The sequence below is a fragment of the Bradyrhizobium barranii subsp. apii genome (assembly GCF_011516635.5).
In the GTDB taxonomy this organism is placed as follows: domain Bacteria; phylum Pseudomonadota; class Alphaproteobacteria; order Rhizobiales; family Xanthobacteraceae; genus Bradyrhizobium; species Bradyrhizobium barranii.
In genome coordinates, this window is sequence record NZ_CP096255.1 from 6,007,693 (window position 1) to 6,023,483 (window position 15,791).

A 15,791-nucleotide genomic window follows, 5' to 3' on the forward strand; every position below is an offset into this window, starting at 1 on the left:
TCAGCGGCTCGCGGCTTCGCTCAGTCGCCGCTTGATCTTGGCCGCGCTCGCCTTGAGCAATTCGGACGGCTGCTGGCCGGTCGCGGCGCACAGGCAAGCCCAGTAGTAGATGACGTCGCCGAGCTCATCGACGAGGCCCGCCTTGTCGAGCCAGTCATCGCGCAGCAGCTTCTTGATGTGGTCGGCGACCTCGCCGGATTCGCCGGCGAGGCCGAGCCCGAGATAGGACAGCCGCTCGTTGGACGGATGCTCATCGACTTTCGCAATGCTCGCGGCCCAGACCGCGTATTCATCGATCGTCATCGGCAGACCTCGCCACAGTTTTTGGATCAGCCCACCACTTCCGTGACGGGCTGGAGATCGATTTCAAAAGTCTCCAGAAATTTCGACGTCATGATGTAGAAGCCGACCGAAAGCTGGAGTTCGACCAACGCGGCCGGTGTCAGCTTCGATGCGATCGCCTTGAACGTCGCATCCGTCGGCTTCTTCAGCTTCACGATCTCGTCGGTGAAGGCGAGCGCGGCGCGCTGCACCTCATTGAAGCAGGTCGCGGCCTGCCAATTCTCCAGCGCTTCGTTCTGCTCGTCGGTGACGCCGACATTCTTGCCGATGCGCTTGTGCGCGACGATCTCATACGGCGCCTCGCACAAAATGCCGGTGCGGGTGATCGCGAGCTCACGCACGATGGGATCGAGCTCGCCCTTGTGGCGGATGGCTCCGCCGAGCCGGCAATACTGCTCAAAATAGCTCGGCGAGTGCGCCATCATGCGGAAGATGTTGGCGTTGCGGTTCTTGTCGAGAATTTCGCGGGTGCGGTCGGACGCCTTGATCGGGTCGCTGTAGTTGATGCGGGCCATCAGTCACCTTGGGTCTTGGTCTTGTTGTCGTTTTTTCGAGCAGAGGTCCCAAGAGTATTCTCGCACCGGCCCAAGAGCAACATCGTCGCGTGAGGTCATCCCCCTTGTGCGGGGGCCTTCGGCACCGGGAATGGCGTCGAATCGGCGAAGCGCCTGACGATGTTGGTCACCAGCAGGGCTGCCACGTTGTTGTAGCCGTCGACCGGCAACGCGCCGATGAAATTCATCGAGCCGACAGAGAACACCGCACCGCCATTCGGCGTCTCGAAAAAGGTCAGGTCGGAGCGGATGATGTCCTCGCGCGATGCCGGCCAGGTATGGTCGTAGCGCTCTTCGTTGACGGGCTGATAGGTCGGATCAGTGAGGACTGCGCGGCCGACGATGATCGCATGATGCGGGGTGCCAAGGCGCGTGTCCGCCCGATCCAGCTCGTGACCCGCCGCGCCGCCGCCCATGAAGCCGCGCTCGCCAAGCTTGGCACCGGGCTTCGCCAGATCCTCGATCCCCTCGCGCATGAAGGCGACGCGGGAATCGAGAATGCCGTCGAGGAAGGTGTACGGGAAACCCATATACTCCCCTTGCGTGCTGAAGCCGACGCCGACCAGCGCCTGCGGCGGGCGGCCGAGCCGCCGCCAGAGGCCGCCATAGGACCCGTCGAACGCGTGATAGCTCTCGCCGGGCAGCGTTTCCCAGAGCCGGATGCCGCCCTCGGCGCGGCGCAGCTCGAAAGCCCAGGTGCCTGTCGCATGCGGCACCACTTTCCAGTAGAAGCCGTTGCCGCCGAGATACATGAAGCGGCCGCCATTGTCGAGATAGGCGCCGAGCGCGTCGAGCGTCTCATGGGTGTGATATTCCGGATGCTGCCCGGTCAGAACCACAGAATATTTCGACAGCAGATCGACGCCTTCGGCATGGACGTCGTGATCGGTGATGACTTCGAAGTCGATACCCTTGCGGGTCAGCAGATCGGTGATGGCGCTGTCGGCGGAGATCCAGTAGAGGCCGGAACCGTAGTCGCTGGGATCGACCAGATGGATCTGGTTCACACGCTTGTCGATCAGCGGCCGGCGCATCGTCGACATCACCACGCCGCTGCCGTCAGAGTGGAAGTTGTAGGGCGAGACGCCGTACTCGGGATGACCGTCCGGCGCCTGCGCCAGCGCGCCCCAGGCCAGCGAGCGCTCCGTGATCAGGGCTTGCCTGCCCTTCTTCTGATACTGGCTGTAGACCGTGTAACTGAAGGTCGGCGCGAGAAAAGCCACCTTGGCCTGCGATCCCGGTATCCGGGCGCGGACATAGAAGACGATGTTGTCGCGCGTGCCATCCTTTTCGAGATGCAGTGCGTGGACGCCGCTCTTCCAATCCTCCGGCACGGTGAAGGTCAGCGACGGCTGCCAGCCGGAATCGCCGATATCGTCGTCGTGAAAATGGATCGCACCCCAGAGCTTGGGTTCTTCTGTCCAGCGATGCGTCACGCCGCCGGTCCAGCGCGACCCCGTCATCGCGCGCGTCGGCAAATTGATGCAGGTGCCGTGCGCCTTGGCAGCGCCGATATCGGTCGCGGAGTCGGTCGGAATGCCGATGGAAAAATCCCATTCGGCGATCGACGGAGCCGCCGTTCCAGAAGCCTGCACGGCGATGGTGCCGTCAAGGCCGGTGCTGCCATCGGTGATGCGCGGCCGCTCGATCTTGCCGTTGAAATGGTGGACTACGCCCCGGCCTGCGCGCTCCGCTGCAATCGCCGCCGCCCCCGTGCCGGCCAACGCGGCCTTTGGCGCGCCCAGCGATTTCGTCGTGCGCTCGTCGCGGTCGAGCCTGATCTTGCGCGGTGCCTGTGCGATCGCCAGCGATCCGGTTGCCGGGTCGAACAGGCACGCGATGTCGTGCCACGCCCGCTCGGTGAGCGCGATGCCGGTCTCGACCTCGATGGTGCCCCCGCCAGTCACGAGTCGGACGAAAGCGCCCGCCTTGCCGACGCCGAGCGTCATTGAGCCGCCTGCGCCGGCCCAATTCAGCACGGCCTGCTGGCCCGCGGCCAGCAAGGTCGGCCAGACAGTCGCGGCAAAGGCGATCGGGCCCGCCGGCAGCGTCAGCGCCGATACATCGACCCATGAGCCCTTGGCGATGGTCTGCTCGATGCCATCGTGCTGGCCTTCCAGGTCCCACTTGACCGGAATCTCGCGATAGCCTGGTCCCCTGGGATTCGGGTCGCCACAGATGATGCGGGCGATCCGCGCCGAGTAGCGGCCGCCGCCCTTGACCGCAATCATGAAGTTGATGTCGTCGCCGGAGCGCACGCTCCAGCGGTCCGCATAACCGGTGATCGGAAGCATCGAAAATCCCTCTTCAGGCGCCGCGCACGTTCCAGAACAACGGCAGGCCCTTGAGCATGCCCGTCAGGCTCTTCTTGTAAGCCGTCGGCTGATAGAAGACACCAAGCGGAACATAGGGAACATCGATGAAGCACTGCTTCTGCATCTCGACGCCAATCTTCGTTTGCGTGGCGGCATCGGGCGCGGCGAACCAGGCATCCCGGAGCTGCTCCAGCCTCTCGCTCTTTGCCCAGCCGAAGGTCGCCTTGTCACCGCTGCCGCGGATGAAGTTATGCGCCGAGGGGTTCAGCTGCGTGACGCCCGCAGAATAAGTGCAGAAGGCGCTATATCCGCCCTTGTCCGGTGTCTCGCGGTTGCCCATGCGCCGCAGCATCGAGCCCCAGTCCATCGCCGCGTAGTCGACATTGAAACCGAGCTTGCGGAACAGATCGGCTGCGACTTCGCTCATCTGCCCGATGACAGGGAAATCGCCCGGCGCCATCAGCAGCACTTTCTCGCCTTTGTAGCCGGCGTCCTTGATGGCTTTGGCCGCGGCGGCGATATCCCGGGGGCCGTTCAGCGCGTCCATGCCGGCATCGTTTGCCATGATGCCGCCGGGCGCGAAGAAGCCGACCTTGTCGCGCCAGAGACTGGTGTCGTCGCCCGCAACCGCGGACATGAATTCCTTCTGGCTGATGGCGGAGAGCACCGCGCGGCGGATGGCCGGGTTGTCGAACGGCGGCTGCGTATGGTTGAAGCGCAGCACGCCGACATTACCGATGGGGTCGAGCAGTTCGACGGTCAGCGCCTTGTTGCCCTTCAGCTTCGGCAACAGGTCGACGATGGGCTGATCCCACCAGTCGATCTCGCCCTGCTGAAGCGCAGCCGCAGCCGTCGCGGGGTCCGGGATGACCTGCCACTCGACCCGGTCGAAATGCGCGATCTTCGGACCGGCGAGCAGGCTCGGCGTCCCCTCGGGGCGCGGCACGTAACCATCGAAACGCGTATACACCAGGCGCGCGCCGGGCACGTGCTGATCGGCCTGGAATTTGAACGGACCGGAACCGATCAGCTCCTTGACCGGCGTGACGCTGTCGGTCTGCGCAAGACGTTCCGGCATGATGAAGGCGATGATGGCACCGACCTTGCCGAGCGCTTCCGGCAACAGCGGAAACGGTGACTTCAGACGCCAGCGCACGGTCTTGTCATCAGGCGCCGAGAGTTCGTCCACCAAATTGAAGAGCGAATTGCCGAAGGCATCGCGCGCGGCCCAACGTTTCAGGCTCGCCACCACATCGCGCCCGCGTACCGGCTCTCCGTCGTGGAATTTCAAGCCGTCGCGCAACGTCATCGTCCAGAGCTTGCCGTCGTTCTCGACGGTATGGCCGGCGACCATCTGCGGCTGAACCTGGAATTTCTCATCTACGCCGTAGAGCGTGTCCCAGATCAGGAAGCCGTGGTTGCGGTTGACGAGGCCGGTCGTGATCATCGGATCGAGGATGGCCGCATCGGCCTGCGGCACGAAGCGCAGCACGCGCGAACCTTGCGCGCGGGCCAGCCGCGGCATCGCAAGACTCGAGCCCAGGGCGACGCCGAGACCGGCGCCCAGTGTGGATCGGAGCAGGTCTCGACGGCGCATGCTATGGTCTCCTCAAGGGGTTACGCAGATGGACGTGTCTCGGCAAAGTTGGCTTCGGCGCTGAGCAAGGTCCGCGCGAACAGGTCGAGCGCCTCGTCAACTCCGGCTTCGTCGATGATCAGCGGCGGGCAGAACCCGATCGTGTCGCCCATCGCGCGGATGATCAGGCCATTCTCGATTGCGAGCGCATCGAACATCGCGCCGACCTTCAGCGCGGGATCGAAGGCCTGCCGCGTCGCGGGGTCCGCGACCAGCTCGACCCCGATCATCAGCCCCTCGCCCCTCACCTGCCCGACGATGCGCGAATCCCGCGCGATCTGCTCCAGTCCGGCGCGGAGCCTCGAGCCCATGCGGCGGACGTGCGGCACCACATCCATCTCGTGATAGATCTTCAGCGTCTCGAGCGCGATCGCCGCGCCAACCGGGTGCCCGGAATTGGTGAAACCGTGGCCGAACAGCTCGCCGCCCTTGTTCATCTCGCTGAGCGCGTCGCGGATCGGACGGCCCAGCAACACGGCCGACATCGGGAAATAGGACGAGGTGATGCCCTTGGCGAGCGCCACCATGTCCGGCTTCATGCCGACCGTCTGGCAGCCGAACCAGTTGCCGGTGCGGCCGAAGCCGCAGACCACCTCGTCACCAAGCACCAGGATGTCGTGACGGCGCAGCACGGCCTCGATCCTCGCGAAATATCCCTTCGGCGGCACGACGATGCCGCCGCCGGCGTTGATCGGCTCGGCGATGAAAGCTGCGATCGTATCGGGTCCCTCGGCCAAGATCAGTGCTTCGAGATCGGCTGCGAGGCGGTCGACAAACGCCGCCTCGCTCTCACCGGGCCTCGTGCCGCGATAGGCATCCGGGCAATGCGTGTGCAGGAAGCCTTCGAGCGGAAGACCGAATTCGCGGTGCATGCGGGGCAGACCGCACATCGAAGCAGCAACGATCGTCGAGCCATGGAACCCGCGATCGCGGGCGATGATCTTGCGCTTTCCGGGCTTGCCGTGAACGGCGTGATACACCCAGGCGAGCTTCACCATCGTCTCGGTGGCTTCCGAGCCTGACGTTGCGAAATATGCTTGAGCATCCGGGATCGGCGAGATCTCGACCAGCTTCTCGGCGAGGTCGATCGTGTTGTCCGGCGTCTTGTGATTGAAGCTGTGATAGAAGCCGAATTTGTCGTAGGCCGCCGCTGCTGCCGCTTTCAGGCGCGTCTCGGAAAAGCCGAGCGAGGTACACCAGAGCCCGGCCATCGCTTCCAGATAACGCTTGCCGTTCGCGTCAAAGACATGGACGCCCTCGCCGCGCGCCATGATCAGCGGTCCGATTTCTGCATGTCGCTGGGGGTTGGTCTGCGAGTGCAGATGGAACGCGATGTCACGCGCCTCGGCTGAATTCGGCTTGCTGTCGAACACGCGCGCAGCCTCCATCGTCCCACCGACAGAGTATTCCCAACCCCGGTCGCGCGAAACTGGTCAGTCCAAATTGGTCTGACCAACTTGGCTTTCGCGCGGCAGCTTGTCAAACTCAAAAAAAGGACTGATGAGCACGAAGATGTTGCACGATCCCCCGTCCAAGCCTGAACGCAGCTTCGAGATCGTTGCCCGGCGCATTGCTGCGATGATCCAGGCGAGTTACCGGATCGGCCAGCGCCTGCCGGCAGAGCGCGATCTCGCGAAGACGTTTGGCGTGTCGAGGCCGACGGTGCGCGAGGCCATCCTGTCGCTGGCAATGGCCGGCATGCTGAAGGTGCGCAGTAACAGCGGCGTCTATGTGATCAGTCGTCAGGAGGCACCTGACGTGCACGTGCTCGAAGGTTTTGGGCCATTCGAGAACCTGGAGGCGCGCCAGCTGATCGAACCGCAGATCGCCGCGATCGCGGCGCAGCGCGGCTCCGAGGCCGCCTTCGCGCAGCTCGCCGAAGCGCTCGCGATGATGCGCTGGGAACATGCGCAGGGACGCGAGGCCGACACGTCCGACCACCGCTTCCACATGGTGCTGGCCGAGGCGACCGGGAACGGCGCGCTGGTGTCGATCAGCGACTCGCTGTGGCGCGCACAGACCGAGTCCGGCATCTGGCAGGAGATTCACAACCACATGCAGATGGAGGACTACCGGCCCGTGTGGCGCAGGGATCACGAGGCCATCTTCGAAGCCGTTCAAGCGAGGAACCCGCGCAAGGCGAGCCACGCCATGACGCGTCACCTCACCAACATCAGGGATGCGCTGATGGAGGCTTCGAAAGCCAAATCGATGGCCACAACGAAGCCCGCGAACTCTCGCGGGAAACTCCGATGATTTGTCGCGGTTGAAGAAAGTTGCCGCAAACCCTGCGCTGCTCGACCGCAACAGCAACATCATCGAGTCAAAATGCCGCCGCATTGCTGATCGACCTTGGCACAGTCGATATTCGCCGTGTGGGGACAAATCACGGTGAATACTCGCAAGGGGTGTTCCGAGTAAAAACAATTGACCGTCGGGTGCGCAGTGCGCGCAACGATGAGTCACGCCCAAGTCTACGGAGAATAGGCATGAAGGAAGCCACCAAGGGGGCGGCCTCGGGAGCGCTCGCGCACATGCTGGCGGTGACGGCGATGCTCGTCATCGCCAGCATCTTGTTCTACGGGCGTTAGCAAAAGAGTTGCGTAGAGTGTTTTCGTCATTCCGGGGTGGCTCTCGCACAAGCCAGGCCCAGAATCCCGTTCCAGGCTCGGTCCCTTGGACCGCCCCCGAATGACGAATCCTACTATTTCCTTTTGCTGAAAAACGGCACGAGCTTGCCGGCGAACGTCGGGAAGCTCGCGGTGACCTCATCGCCGATAGCTAGATTCGTCTCGCCGTGCGCCATCATGCGAAATCCCTCGACGCAATCGACCAGCAGGATGTTGTAGGGCACGTGCGCACGCGTCTCGGGCGTGGCGGCGCGGCAGACCAGCGAAGTCGCGTAGACCCTACCCTTGCCGCTGGCGCGCGCATCGCGCGGATCGGGCGCACCGCAGGCCGCGCAGAAGGCGCGATGGAAATACTGCACATGGCCGCATGCGCCACAGGTCTGGTAGGTGATGGCCTGCTCACCCTTGGTCCAGTCCGCGATTCGTTCGCTCATCGCACGCGCTCCAGAAACATGCTCACGTGGGACGACAGCACGCCGCCGTCGCCGTGCAGCAGCGCGATCGATGCGTCGCGCACCTGGCGGCTAGCCGCCCGCCCCGTCATCTGCAAATGCGCCTCGACCAGATGCGCCATGGCGCTGCCGACGCCGCAATGGCCATAGCTGAGCAGGCCGCCATGGGTGTTGAGCGGCTTCGCGCCGTCGCGGCTGAAATGGCCTGATCGCACGCGCGCAGCCGCCTCGCCGCGGCCGGCAAGGCCGAGGTCTTCCAGCAGCATGGCGAGCGTGATCGTAAAGCTGTCGTAGATCGCGGCGTAGCGCACGTCGGAGATCGCAAGGCCGGTGGCCTCCTTGGCGCGGGCGACGGAGATTTCAGCACCGAGCTCGCTGAGCGCGGGCGCGGCCGTCACGTGCTGATGGGTATGCGCCTGGGCGCAGCCGCGGATGCGCACGCCGGCCTCGCCGGTCCGCTCACGGCTGATGACGAAGGCCGCGCCGCCGTCTGACACTGGGCAACAGTCTAGCAGCTTGAGCGGCATTGCCACCGGCTTGGACGCCATGACATCGGCGACCGTGATGGGATCGTGGAATTGCGCGCCGGGATGGGTGCAGGCATGCGCCCGCATCAGCACAGCGAATTCGGCGAGGTCCTCTTCCGTCACGCCGTATTCGTGCATGTAGCGCGTGGCGACCAGGCCGTAATAGGCGGGAATGGTCGGGCCGAGCGGCACCTCGTAGTCGGGATGACCGACCTGCGCCAAAGCCTGGATCGAAGCGTCGCGGCTCTGCCCGGTGAGCCGGTTCTCGCCGGCAACGACGAGGACGTTGCGCGCGACGCCCGCCTCGACGAGGTGATGTGCCAGCATGGTCATAGCAAGGCCCGTCGCGCCGCCGACCTGCACGGCATGCGCGTAGGACGGGCGGATGCCAAAATGCTCGGCGAAGACGGTCGCCAGCATGATGTGCGGCGACACGGTGGAGTAGCCGCAGAGGATGCCGTCGATGTCCGAACGCTTCAGCCCGGCATCGTCGAGCGCGGCTTGCGCGGCCCGGCTCATCAGGTCGAGCGAGGACGAGCCTTCGTGCTTGCCGTAGGGTGTGAGGCCGACGCCGGTGATGAAGCTCATGGTGACGTTCGTGCTCCTGCGATCTGGTAGCGGCGCGCTACTGCAACACCATCTCTACCCGGCGGTTCCGCGTACGGCCCGCGTCGCTTGCGTTGTTACCGAGCGGCGCATAGTTGGCGACGCCGGCCGCCGACAGCCGCTTCGGGTCAACCTTGTACGTCGTCGCCAGGGCATCCACGACCGATTGCGCCCGTGCTTTCGACAGGGCCAGATTGGCGTCCAGCGCGCCCTGGTTGTCGGTGTGCCCGACAATATGGACCTTGAGAGATACATCGGACTGGAGCAATTGTGCCATCTGGTCGAGTTGAGCTTTCGACTCCGGCTTGATGACGGATTTACCCGTATCGAAGTACAGGCCGTACAGCGCCACCTTGCCCTCGGCCTGCAAGCCCTTCGTCAGGGCCCTCACGTCCACCACCACCTTGTCGGACTCCATCGCCTTGGCCTCGACGATCTCCACGATGGTGGCCACGTACTTGCCGGACAGTGCAACCGTTCCCGGCTTCGCCGTGACAATCGCGACATGCAGCATTGCACCGGATGCGTTCACGGTCCCGTACCAGTAGCGCTCGGTCCCGGGTTCCTGCCATTGCTGGAGCAAGGTGATGGGGGTCCACCCTTCAAGCTGGGCCTTTGGCAGCGACGGGTTAGCCGGCAGCCTGCGAAGCTGGCCGAAGTCGCGCGCCCCGCAGTCCTCGGCGCAGCCATCCTGCCTGGCCGCGCCAGCGCGCTCCAACGCCTGCTCGTAGTTGCGCTGAACCTCCAGCGCCGATTTGCCGGCCGGGGCAAGGTAGAACAAGCGAGTGACACGGCCCTCGACTTTCACGACCTCGCCATTCTGACTCCCGCGCGGCATCCCGACCTGATCGAAGCCCTGGACGTCCCGCGCCACCAGCCAGGAGCCGGCATAGCGACTGATCAGCGCGTGGTCGCGGGCATCGGGCGCATCGGCCGGCATCGCAGCACGAGCGACGGCAGGCGCGAGCACGATGCTGCACGCAATCATGAGCAGACGGGTGAAGATGATCATGAGAAGGTCCGTTTTACGAGTTCGGGGAGCGGCGCTTTGATGCAGGCCCACGGATCTTGTCCAACAATGGATACATTTTCACGACTGCGCCGCCGCAGGGCACGAATCGACATAGCCAATCCCTACTGGCCGGCAATAGCCCTGGTGACACCGTCGCGCACCATGGCGGCGATCTCGTCCGGGGAGTAGCCGACCTCACGCAGAATCTCCGCGCCGTGCTCGTTGAGCCGCGGCGCGAGCCGTACCGGCTCCGCCTCGGTCTCTGACCAGGTCGCCGTCACCTTCATGCTGCGGATCGGGCCTTCGGTCGGATGGTTCACGACCGGGAAGAAGCCGGTGGCTTCCAGATGCTCGTCGTGCAGGATGGACGCGAGGTCGTGCATCGGCATCACGGGCACGTCGGCCTTGGTCAGCAAATCGATCCACTCGGCCGTGGTGCGCGTCTCGAAGATGCGCGCGAGCTCGGCATAGACGACGTCGATATTGGCGGCACGGCCGGCGAAGGTCGCGAATTTGGGATCGGCGCGCAGATCGTCGCGGCTCGTTGCCTTGAAGAAGTTCTCCCACTGCTTGTCGTTGTAGACGATGACGCTGAGATAGCCGTCCGAGGTCTTGTAGGGCCGGCGGTCGCGCGAGAGGTGGCGGGCATAGCCGCCCTTGTCGAGCGGCGGCTCGTAGGTGAGCCCGCCCATGTGGTCGCCCATGACGAAGCCGGCCATGGTCTCGAACATCGGGATGTCGACGCGCTGGCCGCGGCCGGTGCGATCCCGATGCACGAGGCTGGCGCAGATCGCGCCGACCGCAGTGAGGCCGACGATGCGGTCGACCAGCGCGTTGGGCACATAGCGCGGCACGCCGTCACCGGTCTGCGCCATCAAGGCGGGGAGCGCCGTCGCGCCCTGGATCAAATCGTCATAGGCGGGCTTTGCCGCATAGGGCCCGTCCTGGCCAAAGCCGAACACCCCGGCATAGACGAGGCGCGGGTTGATTGCGGAGACGACGTCGTAGCCGAGCTGAAGCCGCGCCATCGCCTGCGGGCGGACATTGTAGACGAGAACGTCGGCGTCCTTCAGCAGCCGCAGCACGGCATCGCGGCCGGCGGGCTTCTTCAGGTCGAGACAGATCGAGCGCTTGCTGCGGTTGGTATTGAGGAACACCGGGCCCATGCCGGCATGGCGCATCGGGCCGATCAGGCGAGTGACGTCGCCGTCGAGCGATTCCACCTTGATCACGTCGGCACCGTAGTCGCCGAGCATCTGGGTCGCATAGGGACCCATCAGCACGGTGGTCATATCCACGACCTTGATGCCCTTCAGCGGCCCCATCCGTTCGCTCCCGATTGCGCGGGCTCAACCTGACCCTGCGATTTCGGTCCAGCTAAGGGCAGCGACGCCGCGCGCGCAAGGGCGGCCGGGGTATGGCCGCATGCGCGGTGCCGCGGCCGCTATTTCTTCTGGCGGGATTCGCGGATCTTGATGAGACGGTCGAGCTCATCGTTCTGCTGGTTGATCCGGTCGGCGATCCGCGACTCGTTCTGCTCGCCGGAGGCGGCCGCGGCCTGCTCGATGAGCTGCCGGATATTGTCCTCGAGGATCGCGATGCGATCGTTGAGTGCGTCTATCGACAGCGAGTCTTCGTAGTCATTGCCCATGATGCATTCCCTGCCAATCAATGAAGAGCCGCAGGATGGGCAAAGCGTAGCGTGCCCACCATGATCTAGCGCAACAAAAAGGTGGGCGCGGCGCAAACGCGCCTTTGCCCACCCTACGAGAACTTACTTCAGCGGCTCCAGCACGGAAACGTAATTCGCCACCGCTGCGCCGCCCATGTTGAAGATGCCGCCAAGCTTGGCGTTCTTGAGCTGCATGCCCTCGGGCGCCTGGCCGGCGAGCTGCATCGCGGTCATCACGTGCATGGAGACGCCGGTGGCGCCGATCGGATGGCCCTTGGCCTTCAACCCGCCGGACGGATTGACCGGCAGCTTGCCGTCCTTGAGCGTCCAGCCTTCCTTGATGGCGCGGGCGCCCTGTCCCTTCGGCGTCAGGCCCATCGCTTCGTACTCGATCAGCTCGGCGACCGTGAAGCAGTCATGGGTCTCGACGAAGGAGAGATCGGTGAGCGCAACGCCCGCCTTCTCCAGCGCGCGCTGCCAGGCGACCGTGCAGCCCTCGAACTGGAGGATGTCGCGCTTGGACATCGGCAGGAAGTCCTGGGCGTGCGCGGTGGCGCGGAAGCCGATCGACTTGCTCATGCCCTTGGCGGTCTCGGCATCGGCCAGCACCAGCGCCGCGGCGCCGTCGGAGACCAGCGAGCAGTCGGTACGCTTCAGGGGACCCGCGACATAGGGGTTCTTCTCGCTCTCGGCGCGGCAGAACTCGAAGCCAAAGTCCTTGCGCATCTGGGCGAAGGGGTTGGCGACGCCGTTCTTGTGGTTCTTGGCCGCGATCAGCGCCAGGGCGTCCGACTGGTCACCGTACTTCTGGAAATAGGAGCTGGCGATCTTGCCGAACACGCCGGCGAAGCCGCCGACAGTGTCGCCGTCTTCCGGCAGATAGGACGCCTTGAGCAGGTTCTTGCCGATCTCAGGCCCCGGCGTGCGGGTCATCTGCTCGACGCCGACGACGAGCACGATCCTGGCCGCGCCTGCGTCGATCGCACGCAGGCCCTGATGGACCGCGGCGGAGCCGGTGGCGCAGGCGTTCTCGACGCGGGTCGTCGGCTTGAAGCGCAGCTTCGGGTCGGCCTGGAGCACCAGCGAGGCGGTAAAATCCTGCGGCGAGAAGCCGGCGTTGAAATGGCCGAGCACGATCTCGTCGACGTCGGACGCGGAAATGCCGGCATCGGCCATCGCCTCGTTGGCCACGCGGGTGACGAGGCTTTCGACGGTCTCGGTGTCGAACTTGCCGAACGGCGTATGCGCCCATCCGACGATGCTGGCGGTCATGGTCATCTCCCTGGGGTCTCTTACTGACCTAAGTCTTAGCCCACCAACCGCAAGACTTCACGTGGCTTTCAGGGCCTTGAGGGTGCGCTGGCAGATGGCAGTTATGCCGGCCCAGTTCCCTGCCTTGATCTCCGCCGTCGGGCATAGCCAGGAACCGCCGACCGCGACCACGTTGGGCTCGGCGAGCCAGGTCGCCGCATTGGCCTCGCCCACACCGCCGGTCGGGCAGAACCGCACATTCGGGAACGGCCCGCCCAGCGCGCGCAGGCCCTTGATGCCGCCGGCCTGCTCGGCCGGGAAGAATTTTGCGACGTCGAGGCCGTACGACAGCGCCAGCATCAGTTCGGACGCGGTGGCGATGCCCGGCGCGAACGGCAAGGAGCTGTCGGCGGCGACCTTCAGGAGATCGGGGGTCAGGCCCGGGCTGATGCCGAACGCGACGCCGAGCTTCTCGACGCGGACGAAATCGGCCGGATTGAGGATCGTGCCGATGCCGACGACCGCCTCGGGCACCTCGGCCATCATCGCCCTCGCCGCCTCGATCGCAACGGGGGTGCGCATGGTCACCTCCAGCGTGCGGACGCCGCCGGCAACCAGCGCTTTCGCCAGCGGCACGGCATCCTGGATGCGCTCGATGGTGAGGACAGGAATGACGGTCGCGGCCTTGAGCAGCGCGACGAGATGGTTCTGTTGGGCAGTCGTGGTCATCTTGGCTTTCGTTTCACTTGGTCGCTTGACGCGTGGTCGCCGGCCGGTGCCGCTTCTTCGGCGGCATGGCATAGCCCGGAATGATGGCGCCGGCATAGCAGATCACGAGGCTGGCGAGGCGGTGCCCGGCCTGGGCCGCCTCGACCGGATCGGAGCCGCCGAGCCGGGCCGCGATATAGGCCGCGGCAAAGCTGTCGCCCGCCGCTGTGGTGTCGACGACCGGGTTTGTCATGGGCTCGGCGCGGACTTCGCTGGTGCCGCCGGGGAAGCGCAGCAGGCTGACCGGCTCGGCCAGCCGGAACACCAGCTCGGGGCTCGGGATGCGTGCCATCAACTGCTCGTGGCTTTCGCCGGGATAGAGCGCGAGCAGATCCTCGGTCGAGGTCAGCACGATGTCGGCGGTCGCAAACGCCGTGGCAAAGACCTCGCGGGCGACGTCGCGGTCCGGCCATCCCCGTGCGCGGAAATTGGTGTCGAACACGAAGCGGGTGCCGAGCAGGCGCGCCCGCTTGATCGCCGCGAACAGTCGCTCGCGTCCGGGCGCATCGTAGATCGAGAGCGTGATCGCCGAGAGATAGACGATGTCGTAGCTCATCAGCGAGTTGAGCAGCTCGTCCGTCTCGGGCAGGCTCATCAATTGGCGCGCCGCCGCGCTGTCGCGCCAGTGGAAGAACTGCCGCTCGCCCTTCGCATCCGTCTGGATCATGTAGAGGCCGGGCAGCTTGCCCGGCAGCCGGGAGACGCGGCGGGTCCCAACGCCCTCCGCATTCCAGGCCGCGATCATCTCGTCGCTCAGGGCATCGTCGCCGAGCGCGGTGAGATAGTCGACCTTGACCTCGAGCCGCGCCAGATACACCGCCGTATTGAGGGTGTCGCCACCGAAGCCGCGCGAATACAGGCCGCCGCCCTGGCCATGCCCGGTGGACTGTCCACCCTGGGCCTGCCGGAGCTCGACCATGCATTCACCGATGCAAGCAACGCTCGCCATCGTCATATCCACGCTGTTCATCGGTTGGATCAAGCGACGAAGTTGCCGCCGAGCTCGTCTTCGATGTGAATGCGGATGATGTCGTCAAAAGTCTTTTCTTCGGTGGTGAAGCCGAGCTCGCGCGCCCGCTTCGCCTCGAAATTGCGCGGCCAGCCGCCGACGATGCCGACGATGAACGGATCCAGCTCGTGCTTGATGCGCGCGGCGACCTTGTCGCCGGCCACCCGCTTGAGCGCAGCGATCTGTTCGCCGACCGTGGCCGAGAAGCCGGGCATCGTCAGGTTGCGGCGCGGGCCGACCTTGGCGAGATCCATGGTGCCGGCATGGAGCAGGAAGCCGACAGCCGAGCGCGGCGTGGCGTGCCAGTGGCGGACATCCTCGGAGACCGGGAGCACCGCTTCCTTGCCGGCCAGCGGCTCGCGCAGGATGTTGGAGAAGAAGCCCGATGCCGCCTTGTTGGGCAGGCCGGGCCGGATGCAGATGGTCGGCAGACGGATGCCGATGCCGTCGAGGAAGCCGCGGCGCGAATAGTCGGCGAGCAGCAATTCACCGATCGCCTTCTGGGTGCCGTAGCTGAGCAACGGGGTGTGGAAGAACTCGTCGCCGATCGCATCCGGGAACGGCGCGCCGAACACCGCGATTGACGAGGTGAAGACCACGCGCGGCTTGTAGCCGCCGCCGACGAGCCTGACGGCATCGAGCAGCATCCGCGTGCCGTCGAGATTGATGCGGTAGCCCTTGTCGAAATCGAGCTCGGCTTCGCCGGAGACGATCGCGGCGAGATGGAAGATCACGTCGGGGCGGCCGGCGATCAGCCTTTCGGCTGCGCCCGGCACGGCGAAATCGCCTGACACGGTCTCGACGGGGAAACCGGCCTTTTCCGGCTTTTTGGGCTCGACCACGTCGTGCATGGTCAGCTTGGTGATGTCGCTCTTGCCGAGCCGGCCGTCGCGCAACAGCCGTTCACACAATTTACGGCCGACCATGCCGGCGGCGCCCAGAACCAGAATGTGCAAGAGCCTACTCCTTCTTATTGGCCGGAGCGCGCCGCTCCTGACACGTTCTCCTGGCACGCTC

At 65.1% G+C, this 15,791-nt stretch carries 15 protein-coding genes; 1 reads left to right on the plus strand and 14 read right to left on the minus strand.

The annotated features are described in order from the left end of the window. From HAP41_RS28705 to HAP41_RS28725, 5 genes are all read right to left on the minus strand, one after another. On the minus strand, positions 1-303 hold the full coding sequence (locus HAP41_RS28705) for a nucleoside triphosphate pyrophosphohydrolase family protein (protein WP_014495972.1): 303 nt from the start codon (positions 301-303) through the stop codon (positions 1-3). A gap of 26 nt (positions 304-329) precedes the next feature. Next, complete coding sequence (locus HAP41_RS28710; protein ID WP_028157706.1) at positions 330-857, minus strand: carboxymuconolactone decarboxylase family protein; 528 nt, start codon at positions 855-857, stop codon at positions 330-332. Positions 858-952: 95 nt separating this feature from the next. Continuing rightward, positions 953-3,190 carry a N,N-dimethylformamidase beta subunit family domain-containing protein gene (locus HAP41_RS28715; protein WP_166095204.1) on the minus strand — a complete coding sequence of 746 codons (2,238 nt, stop codon included), beginning with the start codon at positions 3,188-3,190 and terminating at the stop codon, positions 953-955. Positions 3,191-3,203: 13 nt separating this feature from the next. Next, complete coding sequence (locus HAP41_RS28720; protein WP_166095201.1) at positions 3,204-4,808, minus strand: ABC transporter substrate-binding protein; 1,605 nt, start codon at positions 4,806-4,808, stop codon at positions 3,204-3,206. 20 nt (positions 4,809-4,828) lie between these two features. Beyond that, on the minus strand, positions 4,829-6,235 hold the full coding sequence (locus HAP41_RS28725; RefSeq protein ID WP_166095197.1) for an aspartate aminotransferase family protein: 1,407 nt from the start codon (positions 6,233-6,235) through the stop codon (positions 4,829-4,831). 112 nt (positions 6,236-6,347) lie between these two features. Here HAP41_RS28725 and HAP41_RS28730 point away from each other — a divergent pair, with 112 nt between their 5' ends. Continuing rightward, positions 6,348-7,103, plus strand: coding sequence for a FadR/GntR family transcriptional regulator (locus tag HAP41_RS28730; RefSeq protein ID WP_166095193.1), 756 nt, complete (start codon positions 6,348-6,350; stop codon positions 7,101-7,103). A 448-nt stretch (positions 7,104-7,551) separates the two neighbouring features. On the opposite strand, the gene HAP41_RS28735 is transcribed toward HAP41_RS28730, so the two are convergent. The 9 genes from HAP41_RS28735 to denD form a co-directional block, all read right to left on the minus strand. Further along, on the minus strand, positions 7,552-7,911 hold the full coding sequence (locus HAP41_RS28735; RefSeq protein WP_166095188.1) for a Zn-ribbon domain-containing OB-fold protein: 360 nt from the start codon (positions 7,909-7,911) through the stop codon (positions 7,552-7,554). Next, the gene (locus HAP41_RS28740) at positions 7,908-9,044 is read right to left on the minus strand and encodes a thiolase family protein (protein WP_166095181.1); all 1,137 of its coding nucleotides are present in this window, start codon (positions 9,042-9,044) and stop codon (positions 7,908-7,910) included. Before HAP41_RS28740 ends, HAP41_RS28735 begins: the two co-directional genes overlap by 4 nt. Before the next feature lie 37 nt (positions 9,045-9,081). Continuing rightward, a complete protein-coding gene (locus HAP41_RS28745; protein WP_166095172.1) occupies positions 9,082-10,074 on the minus strand; it encodes an OmpA family protein in 993 nt (330 codons plus the stop codon). Between the two features lie 122 nt (positions 10,075-10,196). Then, positions 10,197-11,399: a CaiB/BaiF CoA transferase family protein gene (locus HAP41_RS28750; protein WP_028146561.1), complete on the minus strand. Its 1,203-nt coding sequence runs from the start codon at positions 11,397-11,399 to the stop codon at positions 10,197-10,199. A 119-nt stretch (positions 11,400-11,518) separates the two neighbouring features. Next, positions 11,519-11,725, minus strand: a complete 207-nt coding sequence (locus HAP41_RS28755; protein WP_014495977.1) for a hypothetical protein — start codon at positions 11,723-11,725, stop codon at positions 11,519-11,521. A gap of 123 nt (positions 11,726-11,848) precedes the next feature. Next, positions 11,849-13,018, minus strand: a complete 1,170-nt coding sequence (locus HAP41_RS28760; RefSeq protein WP_063983845.1) for an acetyl-CoA acetyltransferase — start codon at positions 13,016-13,018, stop codon at positions 11,849-11,851. Positions 13,019-13,075: 57 nt separating this feature from the next. Beyond that, positions 13,076-13,726, minus strand: coding sequence for a bifunctional 4-hydroxy-2-oxoglutarate aldolase/2-dehydro-3-deoxy-phosphogluconate aldolase (eda, locus tag HAP41_RS28765; RefSeq protein ID WP_166095157.1), 651 nt, complete (start codon positions 13,724-13,726; stop codon positions 13,076-13,078). Between the two features lie 13 nt (positions 13,727-13,739). Further along, positions 13,740-14,714 carry a sugar kinase gene (locus HAP41_RS28770; protein WP_166095152.1) on the minus strand — a complete coding sequence of 325 codons (975 nt, stop codon included), beginning with the start codon at positions 14,712-14,714 and terminating at the stop codon, positions 13,740-13,742. A gap of 29 nt (positions 14,715-14,743) precedes the next feature. Beyond that, the gene (gene denD / locus HAP41_RS28775; RefSeq protein WP_166095147.1) at positions 14,744-15,730 is read right to left on the minus strand and encodes a D-erythronate dehydrogenase; all 987 of its coding nucleotides are present in this window, start codon (positions 15,728-15,730) and stop codon (positions 14,744-14,746) included. Between the last annotated feature and the right edge of the window lie 61 nt (positions 15,731-15,791).

What these genes read in the sequence shown, in the direction of transcription:
- HAP41_RS28710 (WP_028157706.1), bottom strand. Translation starts at nt 857, where the DNA reads ATGGCCCGCATCAACTACAGCGACCCGATCAAGGCGTCCGACCGCACC.
- eda (WP_166095157.1), bottom strand. Translation starts at nt 13,726, where the DNA reads ATGACCACGACTGCCCAACAGAACCATCTCGTCGCGCTGCTCAAGGCC.
- HAP41_RS28715 (WP_166095204.1), bottom strand. Translation starts at nt 3,190, where the DNA reads ATGCTTCCGATCACCGGTTATGCGGACCGCTGGAGCGTGCGCTCCGGC.
- HAP41_RS28705 (WP_014495972.1), bottom strand. Translation starts at nt 303, where the DNA reads ATGACGATCGATGAATACGCGGTCTGGGCCGCGAGCATTGCGAAAGTC.
- HAP41_RS28770 (WP_166095152.1), bottom strand. Translation starts at nt 14,714, where the DNA reads ATGGCGAGCGTTGCTTGCATCGGTGAATGCATGGTCGAGCTCCGGCAG.
- HAP41_RS28760 (WP_063983845.1), bottom strand. Translation starts at nt 13,018, where the DNA reads ATGACCGCCAGCATCGTCGGATGGGCGCATACGCCGTTCGGCAAGTTC.
- HAP41_RS28755 (WP_014495977.1), bottom strand. Translation starts at nt 11,725, where the DNA reads ATGGGCAATGACTACGAAGACTCGCTGTCGATAGACGCACTCAACGAT.
- HAP41_RS28725 (WP_166095197.1), bottom strand. Translation starts at nt 6,235, where the DNA reads ATGGAGGCTGCGCGCGTGTTCGACAGCAAGCCGAATTCAGCCGAGGCG.
- HAP41_RS28750 (WP_028146561.1), bottom strand. Translation starts at nt 11,399, where the DNA reads ATGGGGCCGCTGAAGGGCATCAAGGTCGTGGATATGACCACCGTGCTG.
- HAP41_RS28730 (WP_166095193.1), top strand. Translation starts at nt 6,348, where the DNA reads ATGAGCACGAAGATGTTGCACGATCCCCCGTCCAAGCCTGAACGCAGC.
- HAP41_RS28735 (WP_166095188.1), bottom strand. Translation starts at nt 7,911, where the DNA reads ATGAGCGAACGAATCGCGGACTGGACCAAGGGTGAGCAGGCCATCACC.
- HAP41_RS28745 (WP_166095172.1), bottom strand. Translation starts at nt 10,074, where the DNA reads ATGATCATCTTCACCCGTCTGCTCATGATTGCGTGCAGCATCGTGCTC.
- HAP41_RS28720 (WP_166095201.1), bottom strand. Translation starts at nt 4,808, where the DNA reads ATGCGCCGTCGAGACCTGCTCCGATCCACACTGGGCGCCGGTCTCGGC.
- HAP41_RS28740 (WP_166095181.1), bottom strand. Translation starts at nt 9,044, where the DNA reads ATGAGCTTCATCACCGGCGTCGGCCTCACACCCTACGGCAAGCACGAA.